This is a genomic window from Janthinobacterium sp. BJB301 (assembly GCF_002735685.1).
GTDB lineage: Bacteria > Pseudomonadota > Gammaproteobacteria > Burkholderiales > Burkholderiaceae_D > Janthinobacterium > Janthinobacterium lividum.
In genome coordinates this window covers 22,485-37,930 of sequence record NZ_PDZJ01000001.1, presented here as the reverse complement: position 1 = coordinate 37,930, position 15,446 = coordinate 22,485, and the positions used below count along the sequence as shown (strand labels likewise).

General features: G+C 60.4%; 18 protein-coding genes, 4 tRNA genes and 1 riboswitch. Of the genes, 14 read left to right on the top strand and 8 right to left on the bottom strand.

Annotation, left to right across the window (positions count from 1 at the left end; all coding sequences use genetic code 11):
- Nucleotides 1-42: 42 nt before the first annotated feature.
- Both nrdR and glyA read right to left on the bottom strand, forming a co-directional pair.
- Nucleotides 43-504 carry a transcriptional regulator NrdR gene (gene nrdR, locus CSQ91_RS00205; RefSeq protein WP_034759169.1) on the bottom strand — a complete coding sequence of 154 codons (462 nt, stop codon included), beginning with the start codon at nt 502-504 and terminating at the stop codon, nt 43-45.
- A gap of 144 nt (nt 505-648) precedes the next feature.
- Nucleotides 649-1,896, bottom strand: coding sequence for a serine hydroxymethyltransferase (gene glyA, locus CSQ91_RS00200; RefSeq protein WP_099387061.1), 1,248 nt, complete (start codon nt 1,894-1,896; stop codon nt 649-651).
- 111 nt (nt 1,897-2,007) lie between these two features.
- Nucleotides 2,008-2,132, bottom strand: a riboswitch (ZMP/ZTP riboswitch).
- 315 nt (nt 2,133-2,447) lie between these two features.
- Here glyA and ybgC point away from each other — a divergent pair.
- From ybgC to CSQ91_RS00155, 9 genes are all read left to right on the top strand, one after another.
- Nucleotides 2,448-2,849 carry a tol-pal system-associated acyl-CoA thioesterase gene (gene ybgC, locus CSQ91_RS00195; protein ID WP_099387060.1) on the top strand — a complete coding sequence of 134 codons (402 nt, stop codon included), beginning with the start codon at nt 2,448-2,450 and terminating at the stop codon, nt 2,847-2,849.
- A 47-nt stretch (nt 2,850-2,896) separates the two neighbouring features.
- Nucleotides 2,897-3,586 carry a protein TolQ gene (gene tolQ, locus CSQ91_RS00190; protein WP_034759183.1) on the top strand — a complete coding sequence of 230 codons (690 nt, stop codon included), beginning with the start codon at nt 2,897-2,899 and terminating at the stop codon, nt 3,584-3,586.
- 15 nt (nt 3,587-3,601) lie between these two features.
- On the top strand, nt 3,602-4,042 hold the full coding sequence (locus CSQ91_RS00185) for an ExbD/TolR family protein (RefSeq protein ID WP_223278896.1): 441 nt from the start codon (nt 3,602-3,604) through the stop codon (nt 4,040-4,042).
- Between the two features lie 48 nt (nt 4,043-4,090).
- Nucleotides 4,091-5,110, top strand: coding sequence for a cell envelope integrity protein TolA (gene tolA / locus CSQ91_RS00180; protein ID WP_083299501.1), 1,020 nt, complete (start codon nt 4,091-4,093; stop codon nt 5,108-5,110).
- A gap of 5 nt (nt 5,111-5,115) precedes the next feature.
- Nucleotides 5,116-6,384 carry a Tol-Pal system beta propeller repeat protein TolB gene (gene tolB, locus CSQ91_RS00175; protein ID WP_034786777.1) on the top strand — a complete coding sequence of 423 codons (1,269 nt, stop codon included), beginning with the start codon at nt 5,116-5,118 and terminating at the stop codon, nt 6,382-6,384.
- A 43-nt stretch (nt 6,385-6,427) separates the two neighbouring features.
- Nucleotides 6,428-6,949 (top strand): peptidoglycan-associated lipoprotein Pal, encoded by a 522-nt coding sequence (gene pal, locus CSQ91_RS00170; protein WP_034786578.1) that lies wholly within the window; start codon nt 6,428-6,430, stop codon nt 6,947-6,949.
- Nucleotides 6,950-7,084: 135 nt separating this feature from the next.
- Entirely contained in the window at nt 7,085-7,843 is a 759-nt protein-coding gene (ybgF, locus tag CSQ91_RS00165) for a tol-pal system protein YbgF (RefSeq protein ID WP_034786577.1), read from the top strand.
- A 67-nt stretch (nt 7,844-7,910) separates the two neighbouring features.
- Nucleotides 7,911-7,986 (top strand) — tRNA-Lys (locus CSQ91_RS00160).
- An 89-nt stretch (nt 7,987-8,075) separates the two neighbouring features.
- Nucleotides 8,076-8,151: transfer RNA gene (locus tag CSQ91_RS00155), tRNA-Lys, on the top strand.
- A gap of 168 nt (nt 8,152-8,319) precedes the next feature.
- Here CSQ91_RS00155 and CSQ91_RS00150 read toward each other — a convergent pair.
- The 3 genes from CSQ91_RS00150 to CSQ91_RS00140 form a co-directional block, all read right to left on the bottom strand.
- The gene (locus tag CSQ91_RS00150; protein WP_099387059.1) at nt 8,320-9,045 is read right to left on the bottom strand and encodes a hypothetical protein; all 726 of its coding nucleotides are present in this window, start codon (nt 9,043-9,045) and stop codon (nt 8,320-8,322) included.
- A 454-nt stretch (nt 9,046-9,499) separates the two neighbouring features.
- The gene (locus tag CSQ91_RS00145) at nt 9,500-10,624 is read right to left on the bottom strand and encodes an acyltransferase family protein (protein WP_099387058.1); all 1,125 of its coding nucleotides are present in this window, start codon (nt 10,622-10,624) and stop codon (nt 9,500-9,502) included.
- 122 nt (nt 10,625-10,746) lie between these two features.
- Entirely contained in the window at nt 10,747-11,088 is a 342-nt protein-coding gene (locus CSQ91_RS00140) for an ArsR/SmtB family transcription factor (RefSeq protein WP_052140607.1), read from the bottom strand.
- A gap of 106 nt (nt 11,089-11,194) precedes the next feature.
- On the opposite strand from CSQ91_RS00140, the gene CSQ91_RS00135 reads away from it, so the two are divergent.
- From CSQ91_RS00135 to CSQ91_RS00125, 3 genes are all read left to right on the top strand, one after another.
- Nucleotides 11,195-12,283, top strand: coding sequence for an NADH:flavin oxidoreductase/NADH oxidase (locus tag CSQ91_RS00135; RefSeq protein ID WP_099387057.1), 1,089 nt, complete (start codon nt 11,195-11,197; stop codon nt 12,281-12,283).
- A gap of 292 nt (nt 12,284-12,575) precedes the next feature.
- Nucleotides 12,576-12,651, top strand: a tRNA-Lys gene (locus CSQ91_RS00130).
- Nucleotides 12,652-12,723: 72 nt separating this feature from the next.
- Nucleotides 12,724-12,799 (top strand) — tRNA-Lys (locus CSQ91_RS00125).
- Nucleotides 12,800-12,853: 54 nt separating this feature from the next.
- On the opposite strand, the gene CSQ91_RS00120 is transcribed toward CSQ91_RS00125, so the two are convergent.
- On the bottom strand, nt 12,854-13,570 hold the full coding sequence (locus CSQ91_RS00120) for an AraC family transcriptional regulator (protein WP_257217177.1): 717 nt from the start codon (nt 13,568-13,570) through the stop codon (nt 12,854-12,856).
- Between the two features lie 128 nt (nt 13,571-13,698).
- Here CSQ91_RS00120 and CSQ91_RS00115 point away from each other — a divergent pair, with 128 nt between their 5' ends.
- Entirely contained in the window at nt 13,699-13,956 is a 258-nt protein-coding gene (locus tag CSQ91_RS00115; RefSeq protein ID WP_070278009.1) for a hypothetical protein, read from the top strand.
- A 67-nt stretch (nt 13,957-14,023) separates the two neighbouring features.
- Nucleotides 14,024-14,629 (top strand): IMPACT family protein, encoded by a 606-nt coding sequence (locus CSQ91_RS00110; protein WP_070278008.1) that lies wholly within the window; start codon nt 14,024-14,026, stop codon nt 14,627-14,629.
- A 3-nt stretch (nt 14,630-14,632) separates the two neighbouring features.
- On the opposite strand, the gene CSQ91_RS00105 is transcribed toward CSQ91_RS00110, so the two are convergent.
- Nucleotides 14,633-15,022, bottom strand: a complete 390-nt coding sequence (locus CSQ91_RS00105; RefSeq protein WP_143450906.1) for a hypothetical protein — start codon at nt 15,020-15,022, stop codon at nt 14,633-14,635.
- 13 nt (nt 15,023-15,035) lie between these two features.
- Nucleotides 15,036-15,413 (bottom strand): nuclear transport factor 2 family protein, encoded by a 378-nt coding sequence (locus CSQ91_RS00100; RefSeq protein ID WP_099387054.1) that lies wholly within the window; start codon nt 15,411-15,413, stop codon nt 15,036-15,038.
- Nucleotides 15,414-15,446 lie beyond the last annotated feature (33 nt).

Genomic DNA, 15,446 nt, shown 5'->3' with positions numbered 1-15,446 from the left:
AAACGGGGCGCATGAGCAGCCCCGTTGTCGGCGAAGTGAACGTCAGGGCTTGCGTGCCTGTCCCACTTCGGCAATCGCATCCTGGAACTCGGCCAGGTCTTCGAAGTTCTTGTAGACGGAGGCGAAGCGGATGTAGGCGATCTTGTCCAGGCGCTTCAATTCTTGCATGACGAGTTCGCCGATATAGCCGGAATCGACTTCGCGCAAGCCGCTGGTCAACAGTTTTTCCTGGATGGACGCGATGGCCGTATCCACGGAGGCGGCCGCGACGGGACGCTTGCGCAAGGCCAGCATCAAACTGCCGCGCAACTTATCCGCAGCGAACTCCGTCCGGCTGCCATTCTTTTTGACGACGGCCGGCATGATAAGTTCAATGCGCTCGTACGTGGTAAAACGCTTGTCGCATTTGCCGCAACGGCGGCGGCGCCGAATGGCATCCCCTTCCTCCGATACGCGCGTATCGAGAACCTGGGTGTCGCCGTGCTGGCAAAATGGACATTTCATGGGCTGGCTACAACTTTATAGTAATAATTACGGGAAATCGCCGCCCTTGTACAAAGGGCGCCCGAATCACTCCGGGCGCCCTTGGGCACGACTGGAATGTGTCATACAGAATCTTACTCCGTATGACACATTCTGGACAAATAATTATGCTCCGTATACCGGGTGCGCGTCGGCCAGCACTTTCACGGCCGCTTTCACGCGCTCGATGGTGGCGGCGTCATGCGGATTGTCCAGCACGTCGGCGATCAGGTTGCCCACTTCTTCCGCTTGCGCTTCCTTGAAACCGCGCGTCGTCATCGCCGGGCTGCCCAGGCGGATGCCCGAGGTGACGAATGGCTTTTGCGGGTCGTTCGGGATGCCGTTCTTGTTGCAGGTGATGTGCGCGGAACCGAGGATGGCTTCGGCTTCCTTGCCCGTCAGGTTCTTGGCGCGCAGGTCGACCAGCATGACGTGCGATTCGGTGCCGCCGGACACGATGCGCAGGCCGCGCTTGATCAGGGTTTTCGCCAGCACGTCGGCGTTCTTGATCACTTGCTTCTGGTATTCGACGAATTCAGGGCTCAGCGCTTCCTTGAAGGCGACGGCCTTGCCGGCGATCACGTGCATCAGCGGGCCGCCCTGGATGCCAGGGAAGATGGCCGAGTTGATGGCTTTTTCGTGTTCGGCCTTCATCAGGATGATGCCGCCGCGCGGGCCGCGCAGGGATTTATGCGTGGTCGAGGTGACGAAGTCGGCGAACGGCACCGGGTTCGGGTACAGGCCGGCGGCGATCAGGCCGGCATAGTGGGCCATGTCGACCATGAAATACGCGCCAACTTCCTTGGCGATCTTGCTGAAGCGTTCGAAGTCGATCTTTTTCGAGAACGCCGACGCGCCAGCGATGATCAGTTTCGGCTTGCGTTCGCGGGCCAGGCGCTCCATTGCCTCGTAGTCGATGTCTTCTTCCGCCGTCAAGCCGTAGGAGACGACGTCAAACCATTTGCCGGACATGTTCAGCGGCATGCCGTGGGTCAGGTGGCCGCCTTCGGCCAGCGACATACCCATGATCAGGTCGCCTGGTTTCAGCATGGCGAAGAACACGCCCTGGTTCGCCTGCGAGCCGGAATTCGGCTGCACGTTCGCGCATTCGGCGCCGAACAGCTGTTTCACGCGGTCGATAGCCAGTTGCTCGGCCACATCGACGTATTCGCAGCCACCGTAGTAGCGCTTGCCTGGGTAGCCTTCGGCATATTTATTCGTCAGCTGCGAGCCTTGCGCTTCCATTACGGCTGGCGACGTGTAGTTCTCCGACGCGATCAGTTCGATGTGGTCGTGCTGGCGCGTATTCTCTTTTTGGATGACGGCGAACAATTCAGGATCGACGTTGGCGAGGTTGTGATCTTTTGCAAACATGTAAAAACTCCAAGTATGAGGGTGCTTGTACTGGCAGGTTGGATCGAATGAGGGGAGCCGGCGTTAAGTGAATAACAACATTGGACAGGCAGCCTCTTCGTGCTTTTCCATAGTGGCTACCCAGGCGAACGGCTGATGAAAAATCTCACGTTTCCCGGTGGATGCCCACCTTTCGCCGGTTTGCCGATCGCCATTCATGGAGATCGCCCGACTTTTCGCCAGTCACGTGAGACGTAATGGAAGCCAAATTGTAAGTTAAGTGCCCAAATTGAGCAAGGAATGCAACCGTGCGGCTATAATCGCCGCGCGCCACCCCAGCCAGGGTGCGGCCACAAGCTGCCCCGGGGCATGACTGCGGCTTTTAAGCTGAACTTAAACCTGGCCATGGCATGTAAGCGTATGTTACGAAGCTTGCCATTGCACACGCCGGATTTACAATGCTGCGGTGCAACTTATATGCAGCTTTTGCATGGCTTTCCAGCAAGCGCCCACAGTCACAAGAAGAAAAATCGCGTAAAATGTTGCTCAATCTCACTACTGGCGCAATAAACATGCCTTCAGTCTTTACCTGGAACGTACGTGTCTACTATGAAGACACCGACGCCGGCGGCATCGTCTATTACGCAAATTACCTGAAATTCTTCGAACGCGCGCGTACCGAATGGCTGCGCGCCATCGACGTGGGCCAGCAGGCATTGCTGGAGCAGCACGATGCAATGTTCGTTGTCAAAAGCGTCAACGCCGACTATCATGCGCCAGCCAGGCTCGATGACACGGTAAGATTAACCTTAAGCATAGAAAAAATGGGGCGCGCCTCCATCGTTTTCCTGCAACAAGCCTGGTGCGGCGACCGCCTGCTCAATACGGCCCGCGTCAAGATCGGCTGCGTCGATTCGGCACTGCGCCCGCGCGCCGTGCCTGATGCAGTCGCGGCCCGCATGCGCGCCGCCTGAGCCCTACCCGCCACTCCCGGACAATTCACCCAACAGACTGCCAGCCAATGAACGTTACACAAGATCTTTCTTTCCTCGCGCTCATCTCCAATGCCCATTTGATCGTGCAACTGATCATGGCCCTGCTGCTGCTGATTTCCCTGACCAGCTGGACCTACATTTTCCGCAAGATGTTTGCCGTGCGCCAGGCGCGCAAGCAAACCATCGAATTCGAACGCAGCTTCTGGGCCGGCGGCAACCTGCATGCGCTGCACCAGAACGCCAGCGGCAACCGCGACCAGAGCGGCGCACTGGCCCGCATCTTCGATGCCGGCATGGGCGAATTCATCAAGGGCAAGGCTTCCTACGGTTCGCGCGAAGCGCTGGACGTGGGCGCCGTACTCGACGGCGCACGCCGCGCCATGCGTGCCGCGTTCCAGCGTGAAATGGACGTGCTCGAATCGCACCTGGCCTTCCTCGCTTCCGTCGGCTCCGTCTCGCCGTACATCGGTCTGCTCGGTACCGTCTGGGGCATCATGAACGCCTTCCGCGGCCTGGCCAACGTGCAGCAAGCCACCCTGGCTGCCGTCGCGCCCGGCATTGCCGAAGCGCTGATCGCCACCGCCATCGGCCTGTTCGCGGCCATTCCCGCCGTCGTCGCCTACAACCGTTTTTCGCATGACATCGACCGTCTGGCGATCCGCTTCGAAAGCTTCGTCGAGGAATTCTCCAACATCCTGCAGCGCCAGTCGCGCTAAGAGGGAGCAGCGTCCATGGGTTCCTCATTCAATAGCGGCGGCATGCGCGGTGGCCGTGGCCGCAAGTTCAAGTCCGAGATCAACGTCGTGCCGTATATCGACGTGATGCTGGTACTGCTGATCATTTTCATGGTGATGCCGTCGTCGAACAATCCCAGCGTGGTGAACTTGCCCAACGCGGAAAAGTCGGCCAAACCGCCCGATGACTATATTCAGATCGTGCTGAAGCCGAATGGTTCGCTGTCGATCGGCGTCATCGGCAAGGAACAGCTGTCGCCGGAAACGGAGCCGAACCGCGACGCCCTGCTGCGCAAACTGCGCGGTTTGCATGAAAGTAATCCCGACTATCCAGTGATGATCGCGGGCGACAAGGAAAGCAAGTACGACGATGTGATCCAGCTCATTTCGGAAGCGAAAAAGATGGGCATTACCCGCGTCGGCCTGGCCACCAAGTAAGCGCAGCACCCTGTTTCCAGACTTGACCGTTTTTAGATAGACTAGACTTTGCAGAACAAACAAATCGACCATGTACTCGGCAAGCCCTACAGCGTGCCGCGCGAACGCAGCCGCTGGCCCTCGCTGGGCCTGGCGCTGGCGATGCACCTTGGGCTGCTGTTTTTCCTGTGGGTGGGCGTACACTGGCAAAATACGGAACCTGTCGCCGTCGAAGCGGAAGTGTGGGATATGAAAGTGCAGACGGCCGCGCCGCCGCCTGAAGTGGCGACGGAACCGGAGCCGACACCGGCGCCGCCGCCGGAACCGCAAGTGGAACAGCCGGCTCCGCCGCCACCGCCGCCCGTGGCAGCGCCCGAGCCGAAGGTCGACCTGCGCGAGGCGGAGATCGCCCTCGAGCGCAAGAAGGCCAAGCTGAAGGAAGAAAAAGACAAAGCGGCAGCGGAAGAACGCCGCAAGCAGGAATTGAAGGAACGCGAGGAAGAAAAGCGCGAACTGGAAAAACAGAAGCAGAAAGAAAAAGACAAGGCTGAAAAGCTGGAAAAAGAAAAGGCCGACAAGCTGGAGAAAGCCAAGGAAGCCAAAGAGAAAGAAAAAGCGGCGGAAGAAAAAGCCGAGAAAGAACTGTCCGAGAAAAAAGCGGCGGCAGAAAAAGCCGCCAAGGCGAAAAAAGCGGCGGAAGAGAAAAAAGCCGCCGACAAGGCGCGCGCCGCGGAAATGAGCCGCATCACGGGTGCGGCGGGCGCCGGCACGACGGGCACGGCCGCGAAAGCGACCGCGCCACGCAAGGACAGCGGCTATGTCGCTGCCCTGACGAGCAAGATCAAGAGCAATATCGCGTACAGCGGTAGCACGGACGTGCCGGGCAACCCGCGCGCCGTGTTCAAGATCGAGCAACTGCCAACTGGGGAAATTATTTCGGTCCGAAAGATTAAAAGTAGCGGCCTGCCGGCGTATGACAGCTCGGTGGAAAACGCCATTAATAAATCGTCGCCACTGCCGAAGAAAAAAGACGGCACCGTGGAACGCGAGATTGAACTCATATTCGAGATGAAGGATTTGCCTAAATGATGACCATGAAAAAAATGAGCTATGTCGTGCTCTGCGCCAGCCTGGTGCTGGGAGCGTCAAGCGCCCAGGCGCAGCTGCGCGTGGAGATTACGGGGATCGGCAGCAACCAGATCCCGGTGGCTGTCGCCAGCTTCGTCAATGAATCGGCGGCGCCGCAATCACTGTCGGGCATTATCAAGGCCGACCTGGCGCGCAGCGGCGTGTTCAAGCTGATCGACGCCGATGCGCCCGTATCGGAAACGGCGCCCGTCAGCTACGAGCAGTGGAAGTCGCGCGGCGCCGACGCGCTGGCGGCCGGCACCGTGCAAAGCATGGCCGATGGCCGCCTGGACGTGCGCTACAAGCTGTTCGACACCATCAAGGGCGCCCAGATCTCCAGCATGAACAATGCGGCCGCGCCGCAGTTCAACCGCTTGCTGGCGCACAAGATCGCCGATGACATCTATGAAAAACTGACAGGCGTCAAGGGCGCGTTCGCCACGCGCATCGCCTACGTCACGCAATCGGGCCGCGAATACCGCCTGGAAGTGGCCGACGCCGATGGCGAAGGCATCCAGGTCGCCCTGCGCTCGAACGAACCGATCATTTCGCCGTCGTGGTCGCCGGATGGCACCAAGGTCGCGTATGTGTCGTTTGAAAAGAAAAAGCCGATTGTCTACGTGCAAAATCTGGTGACGCGCCAGCGCACCATCGTGTCGAATGAAAAAGGCAGCAATTCGGCGCCGAGCTGGAGCCCGGACGGCTCGCGCCTGGCCGTGGCCCTGTCGCGCGATGGCCATACCCAGGTCTATACCGTCAATGCCGACGGCAGCGGCTTGCGCCGCGTCAGCAGCAGCAGCGGCATCGATACGGAACCTCAATTCTCGGCCGATGGCCAAAGCATTTACTTCACCAGCGATCGCAGCGGCGGACCACAAATCTACCGCATGTCGGTCAGCGGCGGCGAAGCCAAGCGCGTGACGTTTGGCGGCTCCTACAACATCAGCCCGCGGATTTCATCCGACGGGAAGACACTCGCTTATATTTCCCGTCGCGACGGCAATTTCCAGCTCTACGCGCTCGACCTGGCTAGTGGCCAGGAACTGCGCCTGTCGGACACCGCCAACGACGAATCACCGAGCTTTTCGCCCAACGGGAAATATATCATGTACGCGACCGAATCCGGACGACGCAAGTCGCTGGCAGTGGTATCGGTGGATGGCCGCGTCAAACAGCGTTTGACTACGCAAGCTGGCAATATCAAGGAGCCCACCTGGGGTCCTTTTATGAAGTAAATGCTGTACAGTTTCACCTTTAACCATGACCCGGAGAATAAAAATGAGTAACTTTAAAAGTTTGGCTTTCATCGCCGCTACCGCAGCCCTGCTGTCCGCCTGCAGCACCCCAGTCAAAGTCGCAGAAACCCCAGTGGTTGAGCGCGCTCCTGAAAAAGTCGTTGCTCCAGTTGACACCCGTCAAGTTCAGCCAGTGACGACCGCATCGGTCGATCCACTGGACGATCCAAAAGGCGTGCTGGCTAACCGCAGCATCTACTTCGACTTCGACAAGTACGTCGTGCGCGAAGCGGACACCCCAGTCGTGCAAAACCACGCTGGCTACCTGGTGAAAACGCCTAGCCGCAAGATCCTGATCCAAGGTAACACCGATGAACGCGGTGGCGCTGAGTACAATCTGGCCCTGGGCCAGAAACGTGCTGAAGCCGTGCGCAAGTCGATGGCCGCCCTGGGCGTGCCAGAAGGCCAAATGGAAGCCGTGTCGCTGGGCAAAGAAAAGCCTAAAGCTCAAGGCAGCAACGAAGCAGCATGGGCAGAAAACCGCCGCGCTGACATCGTTTATTGATGTTCAGGGGTGAGCGCCGCAGCATTGACGCTTACCTAACTGGCCAGTCATAGGCATAATAATGGGGCGCAGCGCGGTGATTCACCGCCCGGCGCCCCGTTTGCATGTTTTGCGTAACCTTTGAAAGCCCGACCCATGATGACATTCTCGAAAGCCGGCGTCGCCGCCGCCTTGATGGCCGCGTTTGCCTACCTGCCCCTGCACGCCAACGCCGCCCTGTTCGACGACGACGAAGCACGCAAGGCCATCCTCGAGCTGCGCGCCAAGGTCGACGCCATGGCGCGCGACCTGAACAGCCGCATCGACACCAAGGCGGACAAGACCAGCACCTTGAGCCTGATCAACCAGCACGACCAGACCATGCAAGAGATCGCTCGCCTGCGCGGCCAGATCGAAGTGCTCGGCAACGACCTGGCGAATGTGCAAAAGCGCCAGAAGGATTTCTACACCGACATCGACGCGCGCCTGCGCAAGCTCGAGCCGCGCCAGGTCACCATCGACGGCCAGGAAGCGGCCGTGGGCGTATCCGAGCAAAGCGCGTACGAATCCGCGTTCGGCCTGTTCAAGTCGGGCGACTACAAGGGCGCCGTCACGGCGCTGGACGGCTTCGTGAAACGCTATCCGGAATCGGCCTACGCGGCCAACGCGCAATACTGGCTGGGCAACGCCTATTACGCCCAGCGCGACTGCAAGAGCGCCATCACGGCCCAACAGGCAGTGCTGAAGAACTACCCGGACAGCCCGAAGGCGGCCGATGCCATGCTCAACATCGCCAGCTGCTACACGGAGCTGAAAGACAAGCCGAACGCGACCAAGACGCTGAACGCGCTGATCTCGCGCTACCCGGACTCCAGCGCGGCCCAGGCGGCCAAGGAACGGGGCGGCAAAAAGTAAAAACGGGGAAAAAGTTGCCCGTTAGGTTTGACAGAATCCCGGGCACCCCCTATAATCTTTCTTCTTCGGGTCGTTAGCTCAGCTGGTAGAGCAGCGGACTTTTAATCCGTTGGTCGCAGGTTCGAATCCCGCACGGCCTACCACGAATACGCAGTACTGATCTGCTTGCGAGTTGTTATAGCAAGCATTTTTTTACGGCACAGTGTTACCGAAGTTGTTGTAAAAAGTTTTTGGGTCGTTAGCTCAGCTGGTAGAGCAGCGGACTTTTAATCCGTTGGTCGCAGGTTCGAATCCCGCACGGCCTACCAAATACTTGAGAAAGCCCACGAATTTCGGTTCGTGGGCTTTTTTCATTTCTTGCCGCCCCTGATAACATCAAGCAGAGCCGCGCTGGTGCCGGCCAGCCCTCTGCAATCCAGGTAGCTTGCCGGCTCCCGGCAATACCACCAGATCGGCCCTACACCCACAATACAGCATCAATCCAATGGCTTCAAAACAACGTATCGCAAAGAGACATTGCCAGCCTTGATAATCTTGAAGCGCGCACCGCGAAATCCAATGACGTCACCCTCGGATAAATCATATTTCAATTCCTGCGTAAAGGCCGGCCGGGCCGTTTTATCAGCGAACTCGCGATAACTGATGGCGACCGTCCCCTGCGATACTCCCCCATAGACCAATTCCTTGACGAAGCTGTCGGCTTCAAATGTCTTGATCGACGTTGCCGTGGTGACCACCGGCGCATCGCCAAAATAAACTACCGCTTTCGAGAAGGTCCAGGGGAGCGAGGGCTGATTCGGATCGTTCGGCACGAAAACCCCGCCCTCCTGATCCAGGGTACCCGCCGCAAAAGTGAACGTGGCACTGTCTGCACGATAGAAGACGCCCTCCTCATTACTGAAATAGCGCTTAAATTTACCTTTTCTTATGGTCGCAGTTCCAGACCATGTATTTGAAAAGAAGCCGCTTTCCACCTTAAAAGAAAGATCGCTACCAACCTCCAATGCAGGGTGCACCAACTGCTTAGCCTTAGAAACGATGGTCTGCCCGATTTCAACTTCGCTCTCCACGCCAATCTCGGGAAAATAAATCGTCTCCGCGACGGGATGAAACGCTACAATATTTTTTACCTTGAACGGCTCCTTGGCGGAAACATTAAAAGCACTTAACAGAATCAGGACGGCAAGTACGGTTTTTTTCATTATCGGTGACCATTGAGATTAAATTGACAGGCAGCATAACTTGAAAGCTGCTTCTGGGCAATTCAGAGGCCTCCACCATAAGAAGCCTGACTTCTCTCACCGAAGCTCGCAATCGATTATCCCTATACAGGCAGGGCGGAAAATACCAGCGCATCGCCCGACAACGATCAGTATGAGCGATAAACCTGCCTGACGGCTCAGGTCGCAGCCAACTACAACCGGATCAAACCCATCACACTTATCGGCGTTTCCGCTCCCAACATCTTGCAGTACGCATTCGCATGCAAAAATGGCGCGCCGGCCAGGAAATTATGAAGCAGGCTTCTTGTGATCATTTTTTATAAAGTGCCGGCGTGATTGGACGGGACTTGACGGCTCTCCAGTCCTGCCGCATAGCATCTTGATCACTATTAATGTGCCACTCGGCAATTCATTGGCCGCCGTCGATGCAACCTCAGCCAAGCGCCGGCCGCGCTCGCAAATGCGACACAGCCAGCGGCACGATGCGCCCCAGCGGCACCTCCACCCAGCGGTAAAACGCGGCGCCGGCCGCCAGGCTGGCGCCCCAGGCTGTCAGCATGCCCAGCGCCTGCCATTCCGGCTCGAGCGGCACATACGCGATGAACAAGGCATTCACCAGCAGGCTGACGGGGAAGTGGACGAGAAACACGGCATACGAGATCCGCCCCAGCGCATTGATGATGTTCCAGGCGCCGCCTTGGGATGGCGTGCGGGCGCGACCGAACAGGAACAGGGCGCAGGCGACGATCAGGGCCAGGGCGATGCGGCTGCGGTAATCGACGGCCAGGGCCAGCAGGACGGGCACTGCGGCCATGGCCATGAGCACGGTCATGGTACCCGGTTTGCGGGCCGGATCGCTGGCCCACCAGGCCAGCATGCCAAGGCCATAGCTGCCGAAGAAATACGGCGCCCAATTGTCCCAGTCCGCGTCGAGATTGAAATACAGCAGGGAAAAGGTAATGCCCGCAGTGACGGCCAGCGGCATCAGCCAGTGCCCGCGCCGCTGGCCCGCCAGGCGGCCGCCCAGCCACAGCAGCGATACCGTCAGCAAGTACAGCTGGAAATCGATGGCCACGTACCAGGCGCCGGCCGACAGCGATTCATAGCCCAGCACGCCATGCAGCAGCAAGGCATGGGCGCTCAGCTGGCCCAGGGTGACGGCGGCCGACATGGAGTCGTGCTGCATCCAGATGCCGGCGACCGGCGTAATCACGGCAGCGAGCAAGGTGGCAGCCAGGAAAGGCGGCGCCAGCTTGGCATAACGGCGCCAGATCGCCTGTAGCGGGGTGGCGATGCCGGGACGGCCGGCAGGCGAAAGGGATTTGGCGACGAGAAAGCCGCCGATGACGAGAAACACTTGCACGGCGATGCGCGCACTGCCGCCCAGCCAGTCCAGCAATGCGGGCCACATGGGCTGCACATAGTCGGACATGGGCCCGTAAAACGCCAGGTGGTGCAACACGATCAACTGCGCCGCGCCTGCCTTCAAACCATTGATCCAGCCAAACTGCGGACGATTTGCCAGGTCCGCCTGTGATACCACTGCTGCTGCCGTCATTCCCATCCCTTGCCGTGCCAGGTAGCGTCGCCAGCCCATCGCGCAACAGGCGCGCGGCCGGGGACTTACCGAAAGGCCGATATCATAGCCGAGCCTGGAAGATGGCGGGGCACGGCAGGCCGCTACGCGCCCTGCCCGCCCGCGTCCGGCGCCTCGGGCGCCAATGGCTGTTGCGCCAGGATGGCGTCCAGCAAGCCGGGGAAGCGGCTTTCGATATCGGCGCGGCGCAAGGTGTTCATGTGCGTCGTGCCCGCGTTTTCCGTATAGACGAGGCCCGCTTCGCGCAAGACCTTGAAATGGTGGGAAACGGTCGACTTCGGCCGTCCGCCGTCGAGGTCGCCGCAAGCGGCCGCGTCGACTCTGGCCAGGTGGCGCACGATGTCGAGGCGAATCGAGTCGCTCAAGGCGTAGAGCACGCGTTCGAGCACGAATTCGCTGGCGGGAGGATGTTTGTGTGGGCGCATGAGCAGAATCATACAGCATGCGCTATACTAATTCCATTCTTCGAATATTTACGAACTACCGAATCAACATCCACCAATACTTCCACCAACAAACACAAAGGCCACCATGTCCGCCCTCTTCCAGCCCTACACCCTCAAAGACATCACCCTGCGCAACCGCATCGCCGTGCCGCCGATGTGCCAGTACATGGCCGTCGATGGCCTGGCCAACGACTGGCATCTGTCGCACTACGCGGGCATGGCCCGTGGCGGCGCCGGCCTGGTGATCGTCGAAGCGACGGCCGTGGCACCCGAAGGCCGCATCACGCCAGGCTGCACGGGCATCTGGAACGATGACCTGGCGCAAGCCTTCGTGCCTGTCGTGAAGGCCATCAAGGCGGCCGGTTCCGTGCCCGGCATCCAGATCGCCCACGCCGGCCGCAAGGCCAGCGCCAACCGCCCATGGGAAGGCGACGACCATATCGCTGAGGGCGACGCGCGCGGCTGGCAAACCATCGCCCCATCCGCCATCGCCTTTGGCGGCGGCCTGCCGAAAGTGCCGCGCGCCATGGACCTCGACGATATCGCCCGCGTGAAGCAGAACTTCGTCGACGCTGCCGTGCGCGCCCGCGAAGTTGGCTTCGAATGGCTGGAACTGCACTTCGCCCACGGCTACCTGGCGCAAAGCTTCTTTTCCGCCCACTCGAACCAGCGCGACGACATCTATGGCGGCAGCGTGGAAAACCGCAGCCGCTTCCTGCTGGAAACCTTGAAAGCCGTACGCGAAGTGTGGCCCGAGCACCTGCCGCTGACGATCCGCTTCGGCGTGCTGGAATTCGATGGCCGCGACGAGCAAACCCTGCTCGAATCGATAGCCCTCGTGCGCCAATTCAAGGATGCGGGCATGGACATGCTCAGCGTCAGCATGGGCTTCACGATTCCCGACGTGGCGATTCCATGGGGTCCGGCCTTCATGGGCCCGATCGCCGAGCGCGTGCGCCGCGAAGCGGGCGTTCCCGTCTCGTCCGCCTGGGGCTTCGGCACGCCGGCCATCGCCGAGCGCGTCGTCAAGGAAGAACAGCTCGACGTGGTGATGGTGGGCAAGGCGCACCTGGCCAATCCGCACTGGGCATATTTTGCCGCCAAGGAGCTCGGCGTCGAGCGCGCCTCGTGGACCCTGCCGGCGCCCTACGCGCACTGGCTGGAACGCTACTGATCGTCCTTCGTCTGCGCTGCCGGATGCCCATCCAGGGGCAATTCCGGCAGGAATAACAGCCCCAATAGCAGCAGTGGCATGCAGCAGACGTCTGGACGCCGTGCACAATTCGTCGGACGGCGCCGGCGCTCGCTCGGGGATGGGAAGGTCTTCGTTGCAGGCATGGGATCCGATATAGGCAGGCTATCTAGCAATATGAGACCGCGCATGAGGGCTACGCGAGGCTTTTTTCCGCCCATATCCCGCACGGCCCTTCCCAAAACCGCCGTTGGCCGTCATAATAGCCGCCCTTGGGTCGTTAGCTCAGCTGGTAGAGCAGCGGACTTTTAATCCGTTGGTCGCAGGTTCGAATCCCGCACGGCCTACCAAGATTCAGCCGTCAGCATGGCAAGCATGTTGATACGGCACAGTATTACCGCAGTTCAGTAGTCAAAGTTTTTGGGTCGTTAGCTCAGCTGGTAGAGCAGCGGACTTTTAATCCGTTGGTCGCAGGTTCGAATCCCGCACGGCCTACCAAATACTTCAGAGAAGCCAACCGTTCGCGGTTGGCTTTTTTGTTTTGCGCGCCAGTTATGTCATCCCTTCCCCATACCTGCCCGGCGTCACCCCCATCACCCGCTTGAACATGGCGATGAAGGCGCTGACGGTGTCGTAGCCCAGGTCCAGCGCAATCGTCGTGACGGGCTGGCCGGCGGCCAGCAGTTCCAGGGCGCGCAGGATGCGGGCGCGCTGGCGCCAGGCCGAGGGGCTAAAGCCGGTCTCCAGCGCAAAACGGCGCGCCAGCGTGCGCGGCGATACGCCGGCCCAGGCGGCCAGCGCTTCCACGCCCCGCTCGTCGGCCAGGTCGTCGAGCACGGCGCGCGCCACGCGCAGCAGGCGCGGGTCCGTCGGCAGGGGCAAGCCGAAGGACTCGTGCGGCGCGGCGGCGATCTCGTCGAGGATCACGCCCGCCACCCGGGCCTGCCGGGTGTCCAGTGCACCATCCTCCCAGGCGCTGGCGCGGCCCACCGCCTCGCGCAGCAAGCCCGAGACGCGCATCACACACGGCGCGGCGGGCAAGCTGCCGCAACTGGCCTCGTCCACATACACGCTCCAGCCCGCAAACGGGCCATGGGAACGCAGCGCATGCACGTGATGGGGCGGCATCCACACGCAGTGGCTGGCCGGCACCACCCATTGCCCGTTGTCGGCGGCAACGGAAAGCAAGCCCCGCATGGCGCCAAACAGCTGGCCGCTGGCATGGCGGTGCGCCGCCGTCACCCGCTCCTGCGGCTGGACAATGCGCATGGCGCGCAGCGGTGACGGCGGCGACGCTGAAAAAATTGGCGGATTTAACGTATCGAATGACATAAACAACGCAGACAAGACAATCCCATCATCATACAGTGAAGTCTTTCGATATTCAGGAGTGCATCATGCGTGCAGAAGACGTATTACCCGATCAACAAAACCAGGGCCAGTTCAATGGCGTCACTGTACGCAAGGGAACGGTGGGGGCCTTCCTGGCCAACGCCCGGCTATGGCTGGACGAGACCAGCAGCGACGCCGACCGGAGCATGGCCGAGCGCGACATTATTGAAGCGCTGCCCGCTCTGCACGCGCTGGGGCTGTTCGACATCGTGCAAGTGCGCGATGCGGCGCTGCGCGAACTGGTATCGCCATCGGGCGCCTAGGCGGCACCGGCTCGTCGCCGGCGCGCATTTCCTCTATCATGCTGCTTTGCCCGCCTTCGCACCCGCCATGCCGTTTACCATTGCCGCCCCCGTCCACAGCGAACTGATCATCAAGAAAAGCCGTTTCATCGGTTGCGTGCAGCCGATGACGGACCGCGCCAGCGCGCAGCAGGTGGTCAACGATTTGAAGGCGCAGCATCCGGGCGCCTGCCATGTGTGCTGGGCGCTGCTGGCGGGCGGACAGTCGGCGGCCGTCGACGATGGCGAGCCGAGCGGCACGGCCGGACGGCCCATGCTCGACGTGCTGCGCCACCAGGACCTGGAAGGCGTGCTGGCGACGGTGGTGCGCTACTTTGGCGGGATCAAGCTGGGCGCGGGCGGTCTCGTGCGGGCCTACACGGATAGCGTGGCGCAAGCGTTGTTGCAGGCGGAAAAGACGGCCATCGTGCGCCAGCGCAGCCTGCGTTGCACGGTGCCGTATGCGATGGAAGGCATGCTGCGCCGCGAGCTCGATGGCGCCGGCGCCACCTTGCTGAACGTGGAACACGGCGCAGACGTACTGTTCGATTTCAGCCTGGCGGAAGCGGCAGCCACCGCCCTGCTGGCCCATTTGGATGAGGCAGGCAATGGACGGATAACCTGGCTGAAAGCAGAAGCCGAAGAGGAAGAATAAAACTTACAAGTTGCCAGGGCGCTTGATCTGCAGCAAGATGAAATGCGTCCACGCCAGCGCCGGCAGCACCATCAACAGCAGCATCAGTCCGGCCGGCATGTCCGGCACGAAACGTACGAAGCAACCGAGAAAACCGGCGATGGCCAGCCAGAAACGCCAGTTGAATGCGTATGCCTTGCGCGCCACGGTTGCCAGGGAGATGCGCCAGAATTCCAGCAAGGCCCACAGGCCGCCCGTCAGCAGCAGCGCCGCCAGCGTATTGGCGACGGGGGCGTCGGCCCAGGTGCGCACCAGGTTGTACAAAAGCACGGGATAGCCGGCCGTGATGGCCAGGGTGGCCGGGCCGGCGGCGATGACAGCTTCCAACAGCTGCCCTTTGGAACGATGATCCACTAACTCTTGCTCCTCAAGCCACGACGCCGGAATGGGCGGCGATCACTTGCAGCGCGCCGGCCGCATCCTGCGCCCAGACGCGCGTAAAACGGAAGTCGCCATGCGTTTCCACATCGTGATAGCTGCCTGTCAAGTGCATGCGCACGGAGACGACGGCCACGTTGCCATTGACACGCACATGGCGCTCGGACGCGCGCAAGTCCGTGATGGTCAGCAGCCGCTGCTCGTGCGCGGCCAGGTCCGCATGTTTGCTCAGTAGATGACCCAGGTGATTCGTAAACAACAAGTCATCGGCCAGCAACACATTCAGTACAGCCACGTCGGAGGCCATCATGGCCAGGCGCAAGCGTTCTTCCGCATCGAGTACCTGTACTTCCGTTAAAGCATTCATCTTTTTCCTTGAAATAATTGGAACGACATTAAT

Coding starts and splice junctions, on each gene's coding strand:
- nrdR (WP_034759169.1), bottom strand. CDS start 504: ATGAAATGTCCATTTTGCCAGCACGGCGACACCCAGGTTCTCGATACG.
- glyA (WP_099387061.1), bottom strand. CDS start 1,896: ATGTTTGCAAAAGATCACAACCTCGCCAACGTCGATCCTGAATTGTTC.
- ybgC (WP_099387060.1), top strand. CDS start 2,448: ATGCCTTCAGTCTTTACCTGGAACGTACGTGTCTACTATGAAGACACC.
- tolQ (WP_034759183.1), top strand. CDS start 2,897: ATGAACGTTACACAAGATCTTTCTTTCCTCGCGCTCATCTCCAATGCC.
- CSQ91_RS00185 (WP_223278896.1), top strand. CDS start 3,602: ATGGGTTCCTCATTCAATAGCGGCGGCATGCGCGGTGGCCGTGGCCGC.
- tolB (WP_034786777.1), top strand. CDS start 5,116: ATGAAAAAAATGAGCTATGTCGTGCTCTGCGCCAGCCTGGTGCTGGGA.
- pal (WP_034786578.1), top strand. CDS start 6,428: ATGAGTAACTTTAAAAGTTTGGCTTTCATCGCCGCTACCGCAGCCCTG.
- ybgF (WP_034786577.1), top strand. CDS start 7,085: ATGATGACATTCTCGAAAGCCGGCGTCGCCGCCGCCTTGATGGCCGCG.
- CSQ91_RS00150 (WP_099387059.1), bottom strand. CDS start 9,045: ATGAAAAAAACCGTACTTGCCGTCCTGATTCTGTTAAGTGCTTTTAAT.
- CSQ91_RS00145 (WP_099387058.1), bottom strand. CDS start 10,624: ATGACGGCAGCAGCAGTGGTATCACAGGCGGACCTGGCAAATCGTCCG.
- CSQ91_RS00140 (WP_052140607.1), bottom strand. CDS start 11,088: ATGCGCCCACACAAACATCCTCCCGCCAGCGAATTCGTGCTCGAACGC.
- CSQ91_RS00135 (WP_099387057.1), top strand. CDS start 11,195: ATGTCCGCCCTCTTCCAGCCCTACACCCTCAAAGACATCACCCTGCGC.
- CSQ91_RS00120 (WP_257217177.1), bottom strand. CDS start 13,570: ATGCGCATTGTCCAGCCGCAGGAGCGGGTGACGGCGGCGCACCGCCAT.
- CSQ91_RS00115 (WP_070278009.1), top strand. CDS start 13,699: ATGCGTGCAGAAGACGTATTACCCGATCAACAAAACCAGGGCCAGTTC.
- CSQ91_RS00110 (WP_070278008.1), top strand. CDS start 14,024: ATGCCGTTTACCATTGCCGCCCCCGTCCACAGCGAACTGATCATCAAG.
- CSQ91_RS00100 (WP_099387054.1), bottom strand. CDS start 15,413: ATGAATGCTTTAACGGAAGTACAGGTACTCGATGCGGAAGAACGCTTG.